Here is a 19,812-nt window from a genome sequence, read left to right on the forward strand (position 1 = left end):
CTTGCTCGGCCGGCCTACTGGATGATCACGTCCTTGAAGAGCACCGCCTCGACCTTCGTCGGGTACAGGGCGATGTTGACCCGGCGCAGCAGCTCCTCGCGCAGCCGATACAGGCCCATGGAGCCGGACAGGTCGCTGACGCGCAGCTCCCGCAGGTAGACCTGGAAGGTGTCCTCGATCCGAGGCAGCAGCGGGCGCACGTCACCCTCGACCTTCGCGTCCTTAAGCTCCAGCACGATCCGGAGCTTCGCGAAGCGCGCCTTGTCCCCGCCGGTCTCCGGCGTGAGGTTGAGGATCAGCTCGCGGACGTCGAGGAAGGCGGCGGTCTTCTTGGACTCGGTCGCGCCGTGGCCGTCGGCGGCCTGAGCAGCTTCCGTTTGGGCCGCCCGCTTCTTCATCAGGACGTAGGCGCCACCGCCGCCGCCGGCGAGGAGCAGCACCGCGGCCGCGATGATGATGACGAGCTTCTTCTTGCTCTTCGGGGCTTCGCCCCCACCCTCCCCGTCCCCGGCGGGCGCCTTGGTGGGCTTCTTGGCCATCTGCCGTGCTCCGGGCGCCGGCCGAGCGCGCGCAGCGGTCCGGGCTTCCATCACAGGTATCGGCGGGCAGGGTTAATGCAGCGTTAAGGCGGCAGTTTCTGCCGGGTCGGCTTTGCCGCGTGGTGGCCGACGCCGCATGGGCCCGCGCCGATCCTTTCCATCCAAGCTTCTGATTTATCTCAAGAAAATTCAATCTTTCGGCTTGGCACGGCCGATGCGGGCATGCTTAACGGCGCCGCGGTGGCGCCCGCATCGGACAACCCCATGCAGAACGCCCTCTTCATCGGTGTGTCGAGCCAGGTCGCGCTCCAGCGCGAACTCGACGTCATCGCCAACAACATGGCGAACGTCTCGACTACCGGCTTCAAGGCCCGCAATGCGCGCTTTCAGGAATACCTGATGCCGGTGGCGAGCGCCGACACCTTCAAGGGCAGCGACCGGCGCGTCTCCTACGTCATCGACCAGGGCACCAGCCTCAACCTCGGTCAGGGCCCGATCGAGCAGACCGGCAACCCGCTCCACGTCGCGATCCGGGGCGAGGCGTTCCTGTCCGTGCAGACACCCGAGGGCGAGCGCTACACGCGCAACGGGGCGCTCGAATTCAACGCGCAGGGCACACTGGTGACGAGCGACGGCTACGCCGTGCAGGGCGAGGCCGGTCCGATCCAGATCAGCCCGCAGGAGAGCGGCGTGGCGATCGGGCCGGACGGCACCGTCTCGACCAACCTCGGCGTGCGCGGGCGCCTGCGTCTCGTAACCTTCCCGAACCCGCAGGCCCTCACGAACCAGGGCGCGAACGTCTACGCCTCGACCGCGCCTGCGCAGCCCGCGGGCCTCGCCGGCCGCCTCGAATCGGGGGCGCTGGAACGGTCGAACGTGCGCCCGGTCATCGAGATGACGCGGCTGATGGACGTGAACCGGACCTACAACATGGTCTCCAGCGTGATCTCGCGCCTCGACGACCTGCGGGGCACGGCGATCCGCCGCCTCGCCGACGTCGCGTGAGAATTGGGAGCTAGACGATGCGCGCCCTCTACTCCGCCGCTACCGGCATGGCGGCCCAGGAACTCAACGTCCAGGTCATCTCGAACAACATCGCGAACCTGCGCACCACCGGCTACAAGCGCCAGCAGCCGCATTTCCAGGATCTGCTCTATCAGAATCTCCGCCGCTCCGGCGCGGCGACCTCCGACCAGAACACGCAGCTTCCGGCGGGGCTCTCCCTCGGCTCGGGCGTGAAGACGGTGTCGACCGCCCGGGTGATGTCGCAGGGCACGCTGACGCCGACCGAGAAGGACTACGACGTTGCGATCCGCGGCGAGGGCTACTTCCGCGTCACGCTGCCGGACGGGCGCACCGCCTACAGCCGCGACGGCTCCTTCGACCTCAGCGCGCAGGGACAACTCGTCACCCGCGACGGCTACCTGATCGATCCCGGCATCACGGTCCCGAACAACGCGAGCGACGTCACGATCGGTGCCACCGGCGTCGTGCAGGCGACGCTGCCGGGGCAGACCGCGCCGCAGACGCTGGGTCAGTTCCAGCTCGCTCGGTTCGTCAACAAGACGGGCCTCGAATCCATGGGTGACAACCTTTTCCTGGAGACCGCAGCATCAGGCCCCGCGCTCACCGGCAACCCCGGCACGGACAGCTTCGGCAGCCTGCAGCAGCGCTACCTCGAGGAGGCGAACGTCAACGCCGTCACGGAAATCTCGTCGCTGATCGCGGCGCAGCGCGCCTACGAGATGAACTCGAAGGTCGTTACCGCGGCCGATCAGATGCTCTCCACCACCTCCCAGATGTTCCGCAGCTGATCCCGTCCGTGAGCCACCGAGCCATGTCTGCCCGATCCGCCACCCTGTCCCAAGCAGCCGACCCGGCCCTCCCCGAGGCGGTCGTCGCCCTCCGGTCCGTCGAGCCGGTGCCCGCCCCGCGGGTCGCACCGATGAGCGCCGGCATCGTGCTGCGCCTCGTCGCTTCCGTCGTGACGCTGTTCGCAGTCGGCTTCCTGGTGCTGCCGGCGGCGGCCGCCGAGGCCTTGCGCCTGCGCGGCGACGTCACCGCGCGCGGCGACGTCCTGACGCTCGGCGACCTCGTGGAGGGCGCGGGCGGCGAGAGCGCGAAGCGCGCGCTGTTCCGGGCGCCGGCGCTCGGTGCCACCGGTACCATCCAGGCCCATCGCATCGTCGAGGCCGTGGCGGCGCTCGGCCTCGGCAGCGTCGAGACCGGAGGCCGGGTGCAGATCGCCGTGCAGCGCGCCGTGCGGCGGGTCGGGCCGCCCGAGATCGAGGCGGCGCTCAAGCGCACGCTGGAGACCGCCTACGGGCTCGACGCGAAGGCCTTGAGCATCCGCCTCGACGGCGAGGCGCCGACTCTCCTCGCGCCGCTCGACCTCAACGGGCAGGCGGTCGCGCTGGACGTCACCTACGATCCCCGGTCGCGCCGCGTCGGTGGGCTGATCAGCCTCGGCGAGCGTCAGGCCTCGCTGCGGGTGACCGGCCTGTGCATCGAGATGCGGGAGGTCGCCGTGCTCACGCGGGGCGTGAATCGCGGTGAGGCCGTCAACCCCGCCGACGTCGTGATCGAGCGCCGCCCCCGCGAGGGCACACCCCCGGACGCGCAGGCGGCGGCCACCGCAGGTGAGGTCGCCCAGCGCGCGCTCGCGGCCGGAACCGTCCTGCGCGGCGGCGACACGGCCCCGCCCGACCTCGTCGCGCGGGGCGATGCGGTCAGCATCGTCTACGAGACGCCAGGGATCAGCCTGTCGATGCGAGGCCAGGCCAACGAGAGCGGCCGGCTCGGCGCCACCGTCAGCGTCCTCAACGTCGCGTCCAAGAAAGTCCTTCAGGCGACAGTGATCGGCCCCGGCCGCGTCTCCGTCGGTCCCGCAGGCCCGCAGCGCCAGGCGAGCGCCGACGCGGCGACCACCCTCCGCTGAAGCCCCGCACCGTCGTCGCGTGGAGTTCAAGATGCCCGCCCGCCCTCATCCCCTCGCCCGCCTCCTCGCCTGCACCGCGGTTCTCGCGGGTGCGGCCAGCCTCGGCGCCTGCAACACCGTCGATCGGCTCTCGAAGATCGGCGAGCGCCCGGCCCTCTCGGCCATCGAGGACCCGACGAGCCAGCCCGGCTACAAGCCGGTGCGCCTGCCCATGCCGGAGGTGCAGCCGGTCTCCTACGCGCCGAACTCGCTGTGGCGCACGGGTTCACGGGCCTTCTTCAAGGATCAGCGCGCCGCACGGATCGGCGACCTCGTGACCGTGAAGGTCAACGTCACCGACAAGGCCAACCTCAACAACGAGACTAAGCGCTCACGCTCGAACGCCGAAGGCTTCGGCCTGCCGAACGCCTTCGGCCTCGAGAAATCGGCAGGCGTCGCGGCGGTCGGCATCTCCGCCGACAAGCTCCTCAACGCCACCTCCACCTCTGCGAGCGACGGGGCGGGCTCGATCCAGCGCGCCGAGCAGGTGACCACGAACGTCGCGGCCATCGTCACGCAGGTGCTGCCGAACGGCAACCTCGTGGTGGAGGGCAAGCAGGAGATCCGGGTGAACTTCGAGGTGCGCGAGCTGATCGTGGCAGGCATCGTGCGGCCGGAGGACATCGAGTCCGACAACACGGTCGATTCGGCGAAGATCGCCCAGTCGCGCATCGCCTACGGCGGCCGCGGGCAGATCACCGACGTGCAGCAGCCCCGCTACGGACAGCAGTTCGTCGACATCGTGTTGCCGTTCTGAGCGATCCCGCTACAGGTCCTCGCGTCAGTGCTCGGTCCCAGGCCGGTTCTGGCGCGGGGGCCCGCCGTGCTGCTCTGTGAATGCAGACCGTTGGGGATCGCGCTTGGCCTGCGCGACGCGCCCGCGGGACCACATCGCGACGCCGATGACGATCGCGAGCGTCGCCAGGGCGAGCACGAGGATGAGGACTTCATTGTCCATGGGAATGCCTCGGATGTGATGCTATCCGGGCAAAAGAGGCCGATGCCGGCCTTTGTTCCAGTCGATGATGCCTGTGCGACGCTTGTGCAGGCCTAAAGACTGTCACGCTTGAGCGTGAAGTCTTTTCGACCCGAGGCGGCGACTTCTCGCTTTCGGCACTGCACCATGAGCGCCCAGCGCCTTGCCCTTGCTGGCGAGGCCCTTCGATCAGTCGTCGCGGTAGACTCGCTCCCGCCGCTCATGCCGCTCCTGCGCCTCCAGCGAGAGCGTCGCGATGGGCCGGGCGTCGAGGCGCTTGAGCGAGATCGGCTCGCCGGTTTCCTCGCAATAGCCGTACGAGCCGTCCTCGAGACGGGAGAGCGCCGCGTCGATCTTGCCGGTCAGCTTGCGCTGCCGGTCGCGGGCGCGGAGCTCGATGGCGCGGTCCGTCTCGGACGAGGCGCGGTCGGCGATATCGGGGTGGTTCTCGTTCTCGCTTTGCAGCGCGACCAGCGTGTCCTGCGCCTCGCGCAAGATGTCGTTCTTCCAACCGAGGAGCTTGCGCCGAAAATACTCGCGCTGCCGATCATTCATGAAGGGCTCGTTGTCGGACGGAACATATCCTTCCTCGAGCGTCACCTTCGCCATGCGTCGCCCTCACACTTCCCGTACGGCCGGTCTGCGGCGATGTTTCGTGCCGTATAGTCGAGGCGCCCCACCGCCACAACGGATGCGGTGCCACGGGGACGACAAGCGACGCAGAGCCTCACGGAATGCGGCAATCGCGCCACGCTTTTCGCACGTGGAACCGAGACTTGAGGTCTATTTGGGAGGCGTATCCTTTCCCTTAAGCGACCTGAGGGTGTTCGCGAGGTCGTCCGTCAGGCTCCGGGCCAGGGGATGGCGGTAGTGGGTCTGGTCGAAGAAGAGGTCCGATCGGCCGAGCTCCGGCCGGTCCCGCCGCCAGTCGAGGACCGCACTGCGGGGGTGGGTCCGCACCGCGGCCGCGATGGCCGCCTTGCAGGCTGCCTCGGTGTCGGCGCGCGCGGTTCCGGGCCGCGGCAGCCCGGCGGCGTAGACCGGCGGGAAGACGAGCACGACCGCGGTCGTCCCGGGCACGCGCTCCAGGATGTCGGCCAAGCGGGCAGCCGCCGGGAAGGGCCCGGCGCGGCCGGGGTCGGGGGTGTCGGGCGGCCGCGTCTCACGGTCGGCGACGAGGCGGGGATCGTCGGCATAGCCCTGGCGCAGGTAGTCGGGCTCGTAGTCCCACCAGCCGTCCGGGGTGGCACGCGACCGCTTTCGGCCCATGAGCCAGCCGAGGCGGCCCGCCACCTCCTCGGCGACCGAGAACCGCAGGAGACCCCGCAGGTAGGCGATGGGCTCGTCGGAGAACAGCCAGAACGGGAACGGCTTGGCGTTGGGCAGCGCGGGATCGTCGGTGCACCAATAGGTGTCCGGCGCGATCACCAATGCCTCGGGCACAGGGTGATGGCGCAGGTACCAGTCGAGGAGGAGCATCTGCTCCCCCGGCCCGGTGGCGGGCACCGACAGGTTGACGACGGAAAGCCCCGTCAGGCGCGAGAGGCGCGCCGGCTCGATGAGCTGGATGTGCGAGTTGCCGATGATCGCCGAGGTGAAGGCGGGATCGCGTCCCCGGCTCGCCGCTGCGGTGCGCGGCCCCTGCGGCCGGACGGCGCCGACCGACAGGAGGTTCGAGCGCCCGCTGTCGTAGGGGTCAACCGCGAAGGCGAGCGCCAGGTAACCCGCGAGGAGGCCGACGAGCGTCCCGAGGAACGTGCGCGCGAAGGCCGGCCACCTGGCCGCAACCCCCTCGCTCTCCTGTGCCGCAGGCGCCGGTGCCATCGCGTCAGAACTGGAAGTAGATGAATTCGTAGTTCGCATCGTCCCCGATCTTCAGGAGGATGACCACGAACAGCAGCGCGGCGAGACCGGCGAGCCACCGGCTCGGCCCCGCGCGGTGGACGGCGTTCCAGGCGGTCGGACCGAGCATCGCCACCGCCGCCGCGAGGGCGATGGTGCGCCACTTGAACCCGGAGCCCGTCGGCGCGAACCCGAACAGCCCCTTGAAGACGAGGATGGCGGCCTCGAAGGTCGGGGCCCGGAACAGGACCCAGGTGAGCACCACGAAGAGGGCCGTGAGGGCCCAGCCGAGGATTGCCGGGAGGCGCAGCCCCGCGCGCCGCGATAGGACGCCCGCCCCGAGGCCGATGCCGTGAGCCGCGCCCCAGGCCACGAAGGTAAGGCCCGCCCCGTGCCACAGGCCGCCCAAGGTCATGGTGGCCGCCAACGCGCCGACTTGCAGCGGGAGGCCGCGCCGATTCCCGCCCATGGGGATGTAGAGGTAGTCGCGCAGGAAGCGCGACAGGGTCATGTGCCAGCGCCGCCAGAAGTCGCGGAGCGATGTGGCGCGGTAGGGCACGTCGAAGTTCTGCGGCAGCACGATGCCGAACAGGAGCGCGATGCCGAGCGCCATGTCGGTGTAGCCGGAGAAATCGAAGTAGATCTGGAAGGTGAAGCCGAGCGTCGCCTGCCAGGCCTCCACCACGGAGACGGCCTTGCCGGCGGCGGCCGCCTGGAACACCGGGTTTACGTAGGTGGCCAGCGGGTCGCCGAGGAACACCTTCTTGGCGAGGCCGACCGTCAGCAGCAGCAGCCCCCGCCCGATCCGCTCGGCGGCGTCGGGGCGGGCATAGGGCCGCTCGTCGAGCTGGTGCATGATCTCGCTCCAGCGCACCAGGGGGCCGGCGAGAACCTGTGGGAAGAAGGCGATGTACAGCGCGTAGCGGACGAGGCCGTAGGCGGGCGCCCGGCCCGCGCGCAGGTCCGTCAGGTACATGACGTGGTGGAAGGTGAAGAACGAGATGCCGAGCGGCAGCACCCAGTCGCTGTGCGGCAGGCTCAGGCCGGGGATGAGGGCGAGCAGGTCCGCGAAGAAGTTCAGGTACTTGAAAAGCCCGAGGACGCAGAGGTTCAGGACGATCGCGAGGGTGATCAGGCCGCCGCGGTTGTGCGCCAGGAAGCTGCGGGCGACGAGCCAATTGCCGAGGATCGAGACCGCCAGCAGCGGGACGAAGCGCGGATCCCACCAGCCGTAGAACACGAAGGACAGGCCGACGAGGACGGGAAGGCGCCAGCTCGGCCGGAAACGCTCCGCGAGACCGTGCAGGATCAGCGCGGCCGGCAGGAAGGCGAGGAGGAAGACGAAGGAATTGAACAGCATGCGGGCCGGAGGAGCGGCGCGGTCTGCGGCCCCGGCCGCGCCGCCGGGACTTCCGCGCCCGGCGCGGCCGCGGAAGGCGGCCGCCTTGTCGGCAATCGGGGCCGCAGCGTCAACGGCCCGCCGTCACGCCCGCTGCCCGACCTGCAGCTTCGCGAGCTCCACGGCGGCCCGCAGTTCGATTGCGTCGATCAGATCGTCGAGGCGCGGATCGCCGCTGTGTCCGTCGCGGGCGGCGAGACGCCCAGCGATGGCCTGAAGATCCCGGGTCGGCACGCGTCCAGAGAGGAGCGCGGCCTTCAGGCGGTCGAGCCCGTCGAGGAGATCGTGACCGCGCCGCGCGTGGCGTCGACGACGCTCGGCCGGCTGCTCGTCGTTGCCCTGGAGGGCGATGACCGCGTCGAGGCCCGCGAGGGTCGCGGGCGCGGCAGCGCCCTGGGTCGTGGCCGGCTCATTCCCGGTCGTCAGGCTGAAGGCGCGGCCCGGCTCGGGCCGCCTGGTGCCCGTCACCGTGCCCGCGCCCGGCGCGGAGAAACGTGAGTCGATGCGCATACCAGCCGCCCGCCCGGCCCGATCCCTGGGCCGCCATACGACACTTCCGCCCCGCAGGGTTAAGCGCCGGTAAACACCCCGGCAGATCCTGCCGGCCCGGCACGAAGCGTCCCGGCATCGTCGGGCGTCCGGCGAGTGCCGCCTTCGGAAAATGCTTTGTATTTCCGAAGCTTGCCCGTCACGCCGATGTGGCACGCTCCTCGCTGATCCTAGGTCGGACTGAGCTCCGCTCGGAAACGAAGCCCGGCATGACAATGCGTTCGAACGGCCTCCTGCTTCTGCTGATCCTGCTGGCGCTCGCCGCCGGCGGAAGCCGGCCGGCCCTCGCCCTGTCGCGCGTGAAGGATCTCGCCTCCATCGAGGGGGTCCGGCAGAACCAACTCGTCGGGTACGGCATCGTGGTCGGCCTGAACGGCACCGGCGACACGCTCAACAACATCCCGTTCACCAAGCAGTCGCTCCAGGCGATGCTGGAGCGGCTCGGGGTGAACACCCGGGGCGCCACCATGCGCACCCAGAACCTCGCCGCCGTGATGGTGACGGCGAACCTGCCGCCCTTCGCCGCGCAGGGCACGCGCATCGACGTGACGGTCTCGTCCCTCGGCGACGCCAAGTCGCTGCAGGGCGGCACGCTCCTCGTCACGCCGCTCCTCGGCGCGGACGGCGAGGTTTACGCGCTGGCGCAGGGCTCCGTTGCGATCGCGGGCTTCGCGGCCGAGGGCGACGCCGCCAAGATCACCCGCGGCGTGCCGACGAACGGGCGCATCGCCAACGGCGCCAACATCGAGCGGGAGGTGGCCTTCCGGCTGAACGACGCGCGCACGCTTCGCCTCTCCCTGCGTAATGCCGACTTCACCACCTCGAAGCGCATCGCCTCCGCGATCAACGACTTCATGGGCGCCGACACCGCCGAGCCCACGGATCCCGCCACCGTCACGATCCAGATCCCGCCGCGCTACAACGGCAACATGATCCGCCTCATCACCGAGGTGGAGCAGCTGAAGGTCGAGCCCGACCAGACCGCGCGGGTGATCGTCGACGAGCGCTCGGGCATCATCGTGATGGGCAGGGACGTCCGCGTCTCCACGGTGGCGATCGCGCAGGGCAACCTGACCGTGACGATCACCGAGCAGCCCCAGGTCAGCCAGCCGAACCCGCTGTCGCAGGGCCAGACCGTCGTGGTCCCCCGCACCGGCGTGAAGGTCGATACCGGTGACGGCAACAAGCTCGCCCTGGTCAAGGAGGGCGTCACCCTCCGCGAGCTGGTGGACGGGCTCAACGCACTGGGCGTCGGCCCGCGCGACCTGATCTCGATCCTCCAGGCCATCAAGGCCGCCGGCGCCCTCCAGGCCGACATCGAGCTGATGTGATGGACCGGCCATCCCTCTCCCACCCAGACGCGAGGTGAACCATGCTGCCGCTCGCAACCTTCGCCGCCTCCGCCGCCATCGGCGTCGGCAAGTCGATCGTCGGAAACCTCGCGCAGAGCCTGTCGAAGGCCGACACGCAGCTCTCGGCCGCGGCGACCAAGGCGCGCAAGACCGCAACGGACTTCGAGTCGATGTTCCTCGAACAGAGCATCGATCGCATCGCCCAGTCCGAGGGCACCGACGGGCCGCTCGGCGAGAACGGAACAGGTGGCGGCGTCTACCGCTCGATGCTCACGAAGGAATATGCCGGCCAGATCGTGAAGAGCGGCGGCGTCGGCATCGCGGACCAGGTGTTCCGCGAGATGATGAAGATGCAGGAGGCAGGCGGTGCAACCAAAGCCTAGGCTGCCGGCTATCGCCGACCGCGCCGGGGCCGACGCCCTGGTGGCCTCGATCCTCGCCACCATGCAGGCTCTCGACGCCGTGCTCGCGCAGGAGACAAGCGAGGTCCGCGCCGGCCGGCTGAAGGAGGCTCTGGCCCAGACGGAGCGCAAGCGCGACCTCGCGGCGGCCTACATGCAGGGCCTTGAGACCGCCAAGGCCAACGCGATCGCCCTCGCCCGCTTCGCCCCCGAGGGGATCGCCGGACTGAAGGCGGCACATCAGCAGTTCGCGACGCGCGTCGAGGCTAACCAAGCGGTGCTGGCGACGGCCAAGACGGTCTCGGAAGGGCTCGTCCGGAATCTCGCTGCGGAGATCGGCCGGGCCCGCACCCCGAGCGTGTACGGGGCGCCGTCGGTCGGCCCGTCGCCCTACGGGACCGGTGCGCGCAGCGGGCCGCTCGTGCTGTCGCGGAGCCTGTGAGCGCCCATCAGGGCTGGCCGTTGCCGGCCCGCACGAAGGTCCGCACCGGCCCGTAATCGGTGTCGGACCGGGTGTCGATCGAGAAGCGGCCGGAGACCGGCGGCTCGACGGGGGCGAGGCGGGCCGGCGCGCTGCCTGCGTCGGCCCCGGCCCGCACGCGGCCGGAGAGGCGCAGGCAGGTGGTGCTGCCCGGCACTCGCACGAACCCGGCGCCGTAACTGGGACACGGCTGCAGCGGCGTTGGCTCGGCGCGGTTCGCCGCGACGGGCTGGCGGGGCACGCGCTGCTCCTGCGCGGCAAGCGGCGTCGCGAGGACGAGCGCGGCGGCCAGGCCGCCGATGACGATGCGAGCGATCACCGACCCACCTCCTGCCGACCCTGCCCGTCAGAGGCGTAGGGGAGCGCCCGCCCGTCGGGCAAGGGTGCTTGCCGCGTGACTGCCGGGTCCTCGCGCGTTTGTCAGCTCATGTAGTTCACGAGCGACAGCTTCGAGAGTGAGGCCGTGACCTGATAGCTCGCCTGGAGCCGGTTCTGCACCGCCAGGAGCTTGGCGGCTACCTCCTCGGTCGAGACGTTCTCGACCCCGTCGAGGGAGCCTTGGAGCGTCGCGCGGGTGGTCTGGTTGCTGTCCTTCGCGGTCTTCAGCGCGCTCGACGCGAGGCCGAAGCTCGACGCGGTGGCTTCTAGGTCGCCGGTACCGGGCAGCAGGGCCGTGGTGCGTTGCGCGACGGCCTTCCAGCGCGCCGCGTCCGTGGACATGCTGGTCTCGGCGTTGGACAGGGCGCCGGCCGCGAAGGCCATCAGGGCGGAGCGGATGGCCGTCTCGTTCGCCCGGGCGCCGAGCTCCGCCGTGCTGGTCGCGCCGGTGCGCACGCTCGCCGAGGCGCGGGCATCCGCGTCGCCGGCCGCCGACACCTCCCCGCGGTACCACTTCACGGTCTTCAGGCCGGCCGTGTCGAGGGCGGTCTGCGTGGTCAGGTAGGCGGGCGCATGGGTGGCCAGACCCGTGATCCGCGGGACCGGGGAACCCGTGAAGAAGTCCTGCGTGGCCTTCACGACGGAGCTCGCCGCGAGCGTGCTCTGCCCGGCGCTCTGCAGGGCGCGCTGGAGCGCACCGGACAGGTTGCTCGCGGTCTGGTCGGGCGTCGCGCCGATCGCGAAGTCGGTCGTCGAGGTGCCGGCGGCGCTGTTCTGCGCGGTCAGGGTCAGGGTCGTGGTGGTGCCGTCGTGCAGCGCCAGCTGGACCGTTATGCTGTCGCCCGCCTTCGGCAGCGACGCCACGTCGACCGAAAAGGAGGCCGGCGACGTCGCGGTCGCCGGCGTGTAGGCGACGGAGAGGGAGCTGCCGGTGGTGGTCGGTTGGCTCGGGAGGCCGAAGCCGAAGGCAGCCCGCACCGCGTCGTCGTTCTCCTCGGTGAGGCTGACGCGGTTCGTCGGGGTCGCGGGCGAGCCGCTCCCCGGCGGGTCGATCGTCAGGCGCCCGAGCCCGGTGTTCGGCGACGCCAAATCGTTGCCGAGGTCGGCATCGATCCGCTCGTCGACGAGGGTGCTCAGGCCGTCGCCCGTAGCGTCGCCGTACAGCAGGGACGCCGTCGATGCGACGGGGGGCGTGTCCGAGATGCGTCCACCGAAGAGGTACTGTCCGTCCACCTGCTGGTTCAGCGCTTCGATCGCGGCGTCCAGCCCGTTGCGGGCGAGTTGCGCGTTGTTCGTCGCGGTACCGGCGTTGTTCAGGGGCGCGTTGGTCACGCTGGTCCGGAACGTGGTGGTCAGGCTCGCGACCTGGGTGAGGCTCGCGGAGACGAGGGACACCCGGGTCTGCGCCGCGTCGATCGCGTGATCGTACCCGTCGAGGGCGCTCAGCGTCGCGTGGGCGCTGAGGCTGGTGGTGCGGGAGATGCCGAGGCCCCCGTAGGTGTCCGCGGTCTTGCCGGTGCTGAGCTGCGTCGACAGGCCGTCGAGCTGGGTCTTCAGGTTGAGGAGGTTCTGCGTGTTGCGCGCCGTGCCGTAGCTGCCGGCCGCGAAGGGAGCGATCGTCGTCATGGCGGTCCTCACATACGCAGCAGGGTGTCGAGCATGTCGCGGGCGGCCGTCAGCACGCGGGCGTTCGCCGTGTAGGCGGTCTGCAGCTCGATGAGCCGCGACATCTCCTCGTCGATGTTGACGCCCGCGCTGTCGGCGAAGCGTCCCTGGGCCGTCGACAGCGCGACCTGCTGTCCCTGGTCGAGGCTCGCGGCGGTGGTCGAGGCCTCGCCCTGGAAGGCGATGACCTCCTGCGTGAAGCCGACCACGCTCGCGCTGTGGGGCGCCTGGATGCCGCCGATGCCGCTGGCGGAGGAGAAGACCTGCTTGGCGCTCGTGAGCGCGTCGTAGATGAAGTTCGGGCGCGTGGCGTCGGGCGTCGACCCGCCGGCGCTGGGCGCCGTCAGGGACGTCGTGTTGGAGACGATCGCCGCGTTGACGCGCAGGCGCTGCGCGAGCCCCGTGATCGGGGAGCCGGTGAAGACGGAGCCCGGCGAGCCGTCGACGAACAGCGGGATCTGTGGGAAGCTGTCCCCGAAATCCCCGTCCGCCTTCGTCGGCTGCGTGATCGAGGCCGAGGCGCCGTTCACCACGGTGCCGGTGCCGCCCGTCAGGGTGATCGCCGCCCCGGTGCCGCCGACCGTGATGCTCGGCGCCCCCGTTCCGGTCCGTGCCCCGAGGGCCGTGAGCGCCGCGGTGATGTTGGCCACCAGGCTGCCCGGGGCGCCGGTGATGTCGAAGGTCTGCGCAAGCGCGCTGCCGTCCGCCGTCATCGCGGGGTCGGCGGCCCGCGTGGTGCCGCTCGCGGCCACGAGGACGACGTTGCGCACCGCGCCGTTCACGGTGACCGGGATGGTGAGGCTGTTGCCGGCCTTGAGGCCGGTCAGGTCGATCGCCGTTGTGCTCGTGCCGCCCGTCGTCGTCGTGGTTCCCGTGACGGTCTTGTCGGTGAGCGACCGCGCGAGGCCCCCGGCGAGGTCGTCGAGCTGACGCTGCGCCTGGGGCAGGATCGTGTCGCGCAGCTCGAACTCGGCCGCGATGGTCCCGGAGCGCAGGACCCCGGGTTCGCCGAGATCGACCTTTGCGCCGCCCGGCGTCGTCGCGATGACGGTGCCAACGCCGCGCTTCGTCGGATCGGCCGAATAGGCGTCGTCGGCGGCGAGCGTGCCCCGGCCGTCGAAGCTGAGGGTCGCCGCGACGCCGCGCTCGACGAGGGTGGCCCCGGAGTTCGTTCGCACCGTCAGGGTGCCGTCGGCCTCGGTCTGCGTCTTGACGTCGAAGTAGCCGGAGAGCTGCGTGAGCGCCTGGTCGCGCTGGTCCAGCAGGCTGACGCGGGTGCCGTCGTCGCTCGTCGCCGCGATCTTGAGGTTGAGCTTGGCGATCGTCGCGAGGACGCCGCTCGCCTCCTGCGTCTCGGTGCCGAGGCGCGTCTCGACGCCGGTCCGGAGGTTCTGCACGCCTTGCGCGATGTTGCCGATCTGGCTGGCGAGGGTCGAGGCCGCCGAGACGACGGCCGTGCGGGCGGAGGCCGAGGTCGGGTTGGTGGCGAGGTTCTGCAGGCTCTGCGTGAAGCTGTTCATCACGCCGTCGAGGGCGGTGCTGTCGCCCGGCGTGCCGTAGAGCTTGTCGACCTGGGCGAGGATGTCCGCCTTCGTGGCGGTGTAGGCAGCCCCGCTCGTCTCCAGGCGGAGCTGGCTGAGGGCCGCGGCGTCGAACGAGCGCGTCAGCGTGCCCACAGAGACGCCGGCATTGCCGGGCCCCGTCGAGACCGTCGACAGCGTGCGCTTCACGTAACCGGCGGTGCCGGCATTGGCGACGTTCTGCGAGACGACGCCGATCGAGTCGCGCATCGCCTGCAGGCCGGCGGTTGCCGTGCTGAGCGGGTTCACCGGCATCGCAACACCCTCCCGGCCCCGTCACGCCTCCGCTAGCGGATCACGTTCAGCAGATCGGACATCATCTGCTGGGCCGTCGACATGACCCGCGTGTTCGCAGAGTAGGCCTGCTGGGTTACGATCATCTTAGAGAATTCGTCGGCAATGTCGGTGTTCGACTGCTCGACGTTCGAGCCGAGGATGACGGTGTTGCCGAGGTCCTTGGTGGCCGCTCCGGCGTCGAGCGTGTAGCTGTAATTCCCGCCCGATTGCGGCTTCAGGCCGTCCGGATTGACGAACTTGACGATCGGCACCGTGCCGACCTCGGTGGTCAGGCCGTTCGAGTAGGTGCCGACGATCTTGCCCTCGGCGGTGATCGAGACGTCGTTGAGGGTGCCGGCGGGCGAGCCGTTCTGCGCGAGGGTGTCGGTGACGGCGCTGCCGGTTGTGCCGGTCTGGGTCAGGCCGTCGCCGTCGAGCTTGACCGTGATGTCGGTGAGGGTCTTGCCGTTGATGGTCGGCGCCTCGATCGTGAAACCGGTCATCGTGGTCGGGAGCTTGCCGTCCTTGTCGAACACGAAGGCGTCGCCGACATTCGTCCAGTCCGTCTTGCCCGCATCGACGCCGCTCGTGTTGGCGTAGAACAGGTTCCAGGTGGCGCCGGCCGGCGGCGTACCCGTGGCATCCGCGACCTTGGCCCAGCGCGTCTGGAGCGGCACCGCGTTGCCCTCCGTGTCGTACATGGTCAGCGAGGGGCCCGCGATGCTGTTGCTGTAGAAGGTCGAGGCATCGGTGGTGGTGCCGGTGTCGGCCGGAACCGTGCCGGTCCCGGTGCCGGTGAGCACCACGGGGCTCGGCGTGGCCGTCGGGCTGTAGAGCAGCGACGTCGAGGCCGACGAGGTGGTCGAGCCGGGGCTGACCGGCAGGTTGCCGCCGTAGCTGATCGAGGTGGTCGCCGTCGCCTGCGTCGTGGTCTTGATGGTGATCGGCCCGTTCGAGGTGACCGCGCCCGTGACCTTGTCGACGTTGATGTCCTGCAGCACGCCCCCCGAGCCGTTGACGAGGTGACCGGACTTGTCGAGGGCGAAGTCGCCGCGTCGCGTGAACAGGTTCGTGTTCGACGACGAACCCGAGACCTGCGTGCTCTGCACGACGAAGAAGCCGTCGCCGTTCAGCGCCATGTTGGTCGGCACCTTCGTGGCGATGATGTTGCCCTGGAGCGTGTTCGTGAGGCGGGACTGGGCCACGACGGTCCCGGCGACCTCGTGCTTCGGGGACTGCTCGCTGAGCAGGTCGACGAAGCTGCTGTCGATGCGCTTGAAGCCGGTCGTCTGCGAGTTCGCGATGTTCCCCGAGATGTTGCTGATCGCGTAGGACTGCGCCTGCAGGCCGGTGACTGCCGTCTGCAGAGCTGTGAAGATATCCATGGCACGAAACCCCGGCGACGCGGCGGGCGGTGCCACGGCGGCACGCGTCCCCGGCATCGTCGCGCAACCCGCGTGCCAGAGCTAAGCCGTTGATCCGAAAGGACCGGGCGCGTCGCGGCCCGGCAGAATCGGCGCGTTCGCGGCTGCCGCGCGGCAGCTTTTGCCGAGCGCTGCGGCGTTTACCCAGCGTTATGGCCGCTCGCCTAGGGTCGAGGCGCACCAATCCGAGGGCGTGTCGTGTCTACCCGGGCGAAACGGACGAGCCTCGTCCACCTGATCTACTTCTCCCGGCTCAACCTGTCGTCCGACGCTCAGCTCCGGGCCGGCCAGATCGGCGACATCACCCGTCAGGCCCAGAAAAAGAACGAGTTCTCCGTGATCACGAGCTTCCTCATCATCGAGGGCAATTTCGCGATCCAGGTGATCGAGGGCGAGCGCGTGTCGGTCCACGAGACCTTCAACCGCATCGCGGAGGACCAGCGCCATCGGGACGTGCAGATCTGCGAGTGGCGCGAGATCGCCAAGCGCGAGTTCGTGCATTCCTTCAAGACCGGCCTGCGCACCACGGCCACAGAACCTCTGTTCGCCAAGGCGAACCTGCTGCCGATGCTCCAGCGCGGCACCCCGCGCGCGAGCGCCCTGCACGCCCTCGCGGTCGGCCTCCAGACCGACGCGATGACGAAGCAGGGCATCGACCACCTCTTCATCTGAACGCGTCGCGAGCCGCCCATGAGCGAGACGACACCTCCGATCCTCGTCGTCGACGACCAGGAGAAGCTCCTGAAGCTCGTCGTCATGCTGATGGGCCGCATCGGCTTCCCGGAGGTCGACGGGGTGACGAGCGGCGCCGAGGCCCTGGAGCGCCTGCGCGAGCGTCGCTACGCCCTGGTCATCTCGGACCTCGACATGGAGCCGATGGACGGCCTCGCCCTGCTGCGCGAGATCCGGGCGGACGACGACCTGATGAACACGCCCTTCATCCTGACGGAATCATCGTTCGACTTCGAGGACGTGAATCTCGCCCATCAGGCGGGGGCGGACGCCTTCATCCTCAAGCCGTTCGACATGGCGGTGCTGAAGGGCAAGCTCAAGCAGGTGCTGAACCGCAAGCCGCGCAAGCGCGAGGCGCCGCTCGCCACCGAGTCGACGCTCAGCGTCGACTTCCCGATGCTGGGCAAATTCTGAGCGGCGGTTCCGCTCAGGCCGCCCGCTTCTGGTAGTCCTTGATGTCCGTGAAGCGGATCGCCGGGTAGCGCTCCTCCTCGTAGCGGAGCGAGAACGCGGTGGTCGCCATGAACACCGGTGCACCGTCGAGGTCGCTCGCCATTGACGAGCCGTGGCTTCCGATGAACTTGTCGAGCTCGGCCTCCGAATCCGAGGCGATCCAGCGGCACACCGAGAACCGAGTGGTGTCGTAGTCGATCGGGAGCCCGTACTCGGCAGCAAGGCGCTCCTTGAGCACGTCGAGCTGAAGGGCGCCGACCACGCCGACGATCGCGCCCGAGCCGTCCTGCGGCAGGAAGAGCTGCACCACGCCCTCCTCGCCCATCTGCTGGAGGGCCTCGCGCAGTTTCTTGGCCTTCATGGCGTCGGTGAGCTTGATGCGGCGCAGGATCTCGGGCGCGAAGCTCGGGACGCCGCGGAACAGCAGGTCCTCGCCCTCGGTGAGGGTATCGCCGATGCGCAGCGTGCCGTGGTTCGGGATGCCGACGACGTCGCCCGCGAAGGCCTCGTCCGCGATGGCGCGGTCCTGCGCGAAGAAGAACTGCGGCGCCGACAGCGAGATCGGCTTCGCGGTCCGCACGAGGCGGGCCTTCATGCCCCGGCTGAGGCGGCCGGAGCAGACGCGCATGAAGGCGATCCGGTCCCGGTGGTTCGGGTCCATGTTCGCCTGAATCTTGAAGACGAAGCCCGTCATCTTTGGCTCGGTGGGCTCCACGAGGCGCTTGTCCGCGTCCTGGCCGCGCGGCGGCGGCGCGAAGCGGGCGAGGCCGTCGATGAGGTCGCGCACCCCGAAGTTGCGCAGCGCCGATCCGAAGAAGACCGGCGTGAGGTGGCCCTCCCGGAACGCGGCGAGGTCGAAGGCCTTGAGGCCGCCCTCGGCGAGCTCCGCCTCCTCGCGCCACGTCGCGGCCTCGCCGTCCTCGGTGAGGAGGCTGTCGAACAGCGGATCGTCGAGCCCGGAGACCGACACCGTGCCGGCATCGTCGGCGGCGTCGAGGCGGCGGACGCGGCTCGAGCCGAGCTCGTAGGTGCCCGCGAAGTTGCGGCCCCGCCCGATCGGCCAGGTCACCGGCGCGACGTCGAGGGCGAGCGTCTTTTCGATCTCATCGAGGAGCTCGAACGGGTCGCGGGCCTCGCGGTCGAGCTTGTTCACGAACGTGACGATCGGGATGTCGCGCAGCCGGCAGACCTCGAACAGCTTGCGGGTGCGCGCCTCGATGCCCTTGGCAGCGTCGATCACCATCACGGCCGAGTCGACGGCCGTCAGCGTCCGGTAGGTGTCCTCCGAGAAGTCCTCGTGGCCCGGCGTGTCGAGGAGGTTGAAGACACAGTCCCCGTACTCGAACGTCATCACCGAGGTCACGACCGAGATGCCGCGCTCCTTCTCGATGCCCATCCAGTCGGACCGCGTCGAGACGCGGTTGCGCTTCGCCTTGACCTCGCCGGCGAGCTGGATGGCGCCGCCGAACAGGAGCAGCTTCTCGGTCAACGTGGTCTTGCCCGCGTCCGGGTGCGAGATGATCGCGAAGGTGCGGCGGCGCGCGACGGGGTCGGCGGGCGCCGCGGCGGCGCGAGCGGCCTCACTCTTCGTCTCGGTCTGCATCAGCATGGCGGGCAACGTTCGGGGCTGCGCCCGGAGGGGCGGCACGGGGGCGAATGTCGGGATCGGGCGGCCCGGGGCCGCCCGCGCCTATCTAGGGCCTCGGGCGCGGATTCGCAAAAGCGGGCCCCGGTCCCCTCAACCCCGCCCGATATAGGGCATCGCCGTCGCCATTACGGTCATGAAGGGCACGTTCGCGGAGAGCGGCAGGCCCGCCATGTAGACCACTGCGTCCGCGACGTGCCGGGCGTCCATGACGGGCTCCGGCCGCATCGATCCGTCCGCCTGCCGGGCGCTCGCCGCGAAGCCCTGGGTCATCTCCGTCGCGGCGTTGCCGATATCGATCTGCCCGCACGCGATGTCGTGCGCGCGCCCGTCGAGGGCGGTCGCGCGGGTGAGGCCGGTCAGCGCGTGCTTCGTCGCCGCGTAGGGCGCCGAGGCGGGCCGCGGCACCTGCGCCGAGATGGAGCCGTTGTTGATGATGCGGCCGCCGCGGGGCTCCTGCGCCTTCATGATCCGGAACGCGGCCCGCGTACACAGGAAGACACCGGTGAGGTTGGTGTCGACGCTGGCGCGCCAGTCCTCGAGGGTGATCTCATCCACGGCCGCCGCCGGCGTGAAGATGCCGGCGTTGTTGAACAGGACGTCGACGCGCCCGAACTGCGCGAGCGCACGCGCGAACAGCGCCTCGACCGAGGCCGCGTCCGTCACGTCGGTCGCCACCGCGAGCGCACCCTGACCGATCTCGGCCGCCACCGCGGCGATCGGCTGCGGCCGCCGCCCGGCGAGCACGAGGGCGTAGCCCGCCGCGCCGAGGCCGAGGGCGACCGCCCGCCCGACCCCCGTCCCCGCCCCGGTCACCACCGCGACCGCCCTGCCCGCCCGATCCGCCATGTCGCTAGCCCTCCCGACCCCCAAGCCCCCCGGCCCCAAGTGCTCCCGGCCCCAAGTGCTCCCGGCGCCCGGACTCCTCTGTTGCCTCCGGCGGCCCGTCCGTCTAGACACGCCCGCGGCTTCCGCCGGTGGGGCGTCGCCAAGTGGTAAGGCAGCGGTTTTTGGTACCGCCATTCCCAGGTTCGAATCCTGGCGCCCCAGCCAAGCCCTCGCTAAGCCATCGAGCGTCGTTCAGGCCACCTTTCAGATCGCTCGCACCCGGCCCAGGCGAAGGCTGGCATACGTGCACGAGGT

General features: G+C 70.1%; 21 protein-coding genes and 1 tRNA gene. 10 read left to right on the forward strand and 12 right to left on the reverse strand.

Annotated features, from left to right (window positions below; all coding sequences use genetic code 11):
• Positions 1–14 precede the first annotated feature (14 nt).
• Positions 15–539: a flagellar basal body-associated protein FliL gene (gene fliL, locus ACLBXP_RS05140; protein ID WP_447666488.1), complete on the reverse strand. Its 525-nt coding sequence runs from the start codon at positions 537–539 to the stop codon at positions 15–17.
• A 264-nt stretch (positions 540–803) separates the two neighbouring features.
• On the opposite strand from fliL, the gene flgF reads away from it, so the two are divergent.
• The 4 genes from flgF to flgH all read left to right on the forward strand — a co-directional run bounded on the left by flgF (position 804) and on the right by flgH (position 4,273).
• On the forward strand, positions 804–1,544 hold the full coding sequence (gene flgF / locus ACLBXP_RS05145; RefSeq protein WP_447666489.1) for a flagellar basal-body rod protein FlgF: 741 nt from the start codon (positions 804–806) through the stop codon (positions 1,542–1,544).
• 17 nt (positions 1,545–1,561) lie between these two features.
• Entirely contained in the window at positions 1,562–2,353 is a 792-nt protein-coding gene (gene flgG / locus ACLBXP_RS05150; protein WP_447666490.1) for a flagellar basal-body rod protein FlgG, read from the forward strand.
• A 131-nt stretch (positions 2,354–2,484) separates the two neighbouring features.
• The gene (gene flgA, locus ACLBXP_RS05155) at positions 2,485–3,477 is read left to right on the forward strand and encodes a flagellar basal body P-ring formation chaperone FlgA (RefSeq protein WP_447666726.1); all 993 of its coding nucleotides are present in this window, start codon (positions 2,485–2,487) and stop codon (positions 3,475–3,477) included.
• A 31-nt stretch (positions 3,478–3,508) separates the two neighbouring features.
• Positions 3,509–4,273: a flagellar basal body L-ring protein FlgH gene (gene flgH / locus ACLBXP_RS05160; protein ID WP_447666492.1), complete on the forward strand. Its 765-nt coding sequence runs from the start codon at positions 3,509–3,511 to the stop codon at positions 4,271–4,273.
• Positions 4,274–4,297: 24 nt separating this feature from the next.
• On the opposite strand, the gene ACLBXP_RS05165 is transcribed toward flgH, so the two are convergent.
• The 5 genes from ACLBXP_RS05165 to ACLBXP_RS05185 form a co-directional block, all read right to left on the reverse strand.
• On the reverse strand, positions 4,298–4,474 hold the full coding sequence (locus ACLBXP_RS05165) for a hypothetical protein (protein WP_447666493.1): 177 nt from the start codon (positions 4,472–4,474) through the stop codon (positions 4,298–4,300).
• Between the two features lie 207 nt (positions 4,475–4,681).
• Entirely contained in the window at positions 4,682–5,101 is a 420-nt protein-coding gene (dksA, locus tag ACLBXP_RS05170) for an RNA polymerase-binding protein DksA (RefSeq protein WP_447666494.1), read from the reverse strand.
• A gap of 174 nt (positions 5,102–5,275) precedes the next feature.
• On the reverse strand, positions 5,276–6,316 hold the full coding sequence (locus ACLBXP_RS05175) for a hypothetical protein (RefSeq protein WP_447666495.1): 1,041 nt from the start codon (positions 6,314–6,316) through the stop codon (positions 5,276–5,278).
• Positions 6,317–6,320: 4 nt separating this feature from the next.
• Complete coding sequence (locus ACLBXP_RS05180; RefSeq protein WP_447666497.1) at positions 6,321–7,694, reverse strand: MBOAT family O-acyltransferase; 1,374 nt, start codon at positions 7,692–7,694, stop codon at positions 6,321–6,323.
• 123 nt (positions 7,695–7,817) lie between these two features.
• Positions 7,818–8,243, reverse strand: coding sequence for a flagellar assembly protein FliX (locus tag ACLBXP_RS05185; protein WP_447666498.1), 426 nt, complete (start codon positions 8,241–8,243; stop codon positions 7,818–7,820).
• A 254-nt stretch (positions 8,244–8,497) separates the two neighbouring features.
• Here ACLBXP_RS05185 and ACLBXP_RS05190 point away from each other — a divergent pair, with 254 nt between their 5' ends.
• From ACLBXP_RS05190 to ACLBXP_RS05200, 3 genes are read left to right on the forward strand one after another with little or no spacing between them, the layout of a single operon-like run.
• Complete coding sequence (locus ACLBXP_RS05190) at positions 8,498–9,613, forward strand: flagellar basal body P-ring protein FlgI (RefSeq protein WP_447666727.1); 1,116 nt, start codon at positions 8,498–8,500, stop codon at positions 9,611–9,613.
• A 41-nt stretch (positions 9,614–9,654) separates the two neighbouring features.
• Positions 9,655–10,017 carry a rod-binding protein gene (locus ACLBXP_RS05195; protein WP_447666499.1) on the forward strand — a complete coding sequence of 121 codons (363 nt, stop codon included), beginning with the start codon at positions 9,655–9,657 and terminating at the stop codon, positions 10,015–10,017.
• Entirely contained in the window at positions 10,001–10,477 is a 477-nt protein-coding gene (locus tag ACLBXP_RS05200) for a hypothetical protein (protein WP_447666500.1), read from the forward strand. Before ACLBXP_RS05195 ends, ACLBXP_RS05200 begins: the two co-directional genes overlap by 17 nt.
• Positions 10,478–10,484: 7 nt before the next feature.
• Here ACLBXP_RS05200 and ACLBXP_RS05205 read toward each other — a convergent pair whose 3' ends face one another.
• From ACLBXP_RS05205 to ACLBXP_RS05220, 4 genes are all read right to left on the reverse strand, one after another.
• The gene (locus ACLBXP_RS05205; RefSeq protein ID WP_447666501.1) at positions 10,485–10,835 is read right to left on the reverse strand and encodes a porin; all 351 of its coding nucleotides are present in this window, start codon (positions 10,833–10,835) and stop codon (positions 10,485–10,487) included.
• Between the two features lie 101 nt (positions 10,836–10,936).
• Positions 10,937–12,520, reverse strand: a complete 1,584-nt coding sequence (locus ACLBXP_RS05210; protein WP_447666502.1) for a flagellin — start codon at positions 12,518–12,520, stop codon at positions 10,937–10,939.
• An 8-nt stretch (positions 12,521–12,528) separates the two neighbouring features.
• The gene (flgK, locus tag ACLBXP_RS05215; protein ID WP_447666503.1) at positions 12,529–14,394 is read right to left on the reverse strand and encodes a flagellar hook-associated protein FlgK; all 1,866 of its coding nucleotides are present in this window, start codon (positions 14,392–14,394) and stop codon (positions 12,529–12,531) included.
• A 32-nt stretch (positions 14,395–14,426) separates the two neighbouring features.
• Complete coding sequence (locus ACLBXP_RS05220) at positions 14,427–15,800, reverse strand: flagellar hook protein FlgE (protein ID WP_447666504.1); 1,374 nt, start codon at positions 15,798–15,800, stop codon at positions 14,427–14,429.
• A 237-nt stretch (positions 15,801–16,037) separates the two neighbouring features.
• Between ACLBXP_RS05220 and ACLBXP_RS05225 the strand changes: the two genes are divergently transcribed.
• Both ACLBXP_RS05225 and ACLBXP_RS05230 read left to right on the forward strand, forming a co-directional pair.
• A complete protein-coding gene (locus tag ACLBXP_RS05225) occupies positions 16,038–16,511 on the forward strand; it encodes a BLUF domain-containing protein (protein WP_447666505.1) in 474 nt (157 codons plus the stop codon).
• Between the two features lie 18 nt (positions 16,512–16,529).
• The gene (locus tag ACLBXP_RS05230) at positions 16,530–16,985 is read left to right on the forward strand and encodes a response regulator (RefSeq protein WP_447666507.1); all 456 of its coding nucleotides are present in this window, start codon (positions 16,530–16,532) and stop codon (positions 16,983–16,985) included.
• A 13-nt stretch (positions 16,986–16,998) separates the two neighbouring features.
• Here ACLBXP_RS05230 and ACLBXP_RS05235 read toward each other — a convergent pair whose 3' ends face one another.
• On the reverse strand, positions 16,999–18,633 hold the full coding sequence (locus ACLBXP_RS05235) for a peptide chain release factor 3 (protein ID WP_447666508.1): 1,635 nt from the start codon (positions 18,631–18,633) through the stop codon (positions 16,999–17,001).
• 129 nt (positions 18,634–18,762) lie between these two features.
• Positions 18,763–19,518 carry an SDR family oxidoreductase gene (locus ACLBXP_RS05240; RefSeq protein WP_447666510.1) on the reverse strand — a complete coding sequence of 252 codons (756 nt, stop codon included), beginning with the start codon at positions 19,516–19,518 and terminating at the stop codon, positions 18,763–18,765.
• A gap of 129 nt (positions 19,519–19,647) precedes the next feature.
• Between ACLBXP_RS05240 and ACLBXP_RS05245 the strand changes: the two genes are divergently transcribed.
• Positions 19,648–19,722: transfer RNA gene (locus ACLBXP_RS05245), tRNA-Gln, on the forward strand.
• Positions 19,723–19,812: the final 90 nt, after the last annotated feature.

Source organism: Methylobacterium sp. A54F (assembly GCF_053346035.1).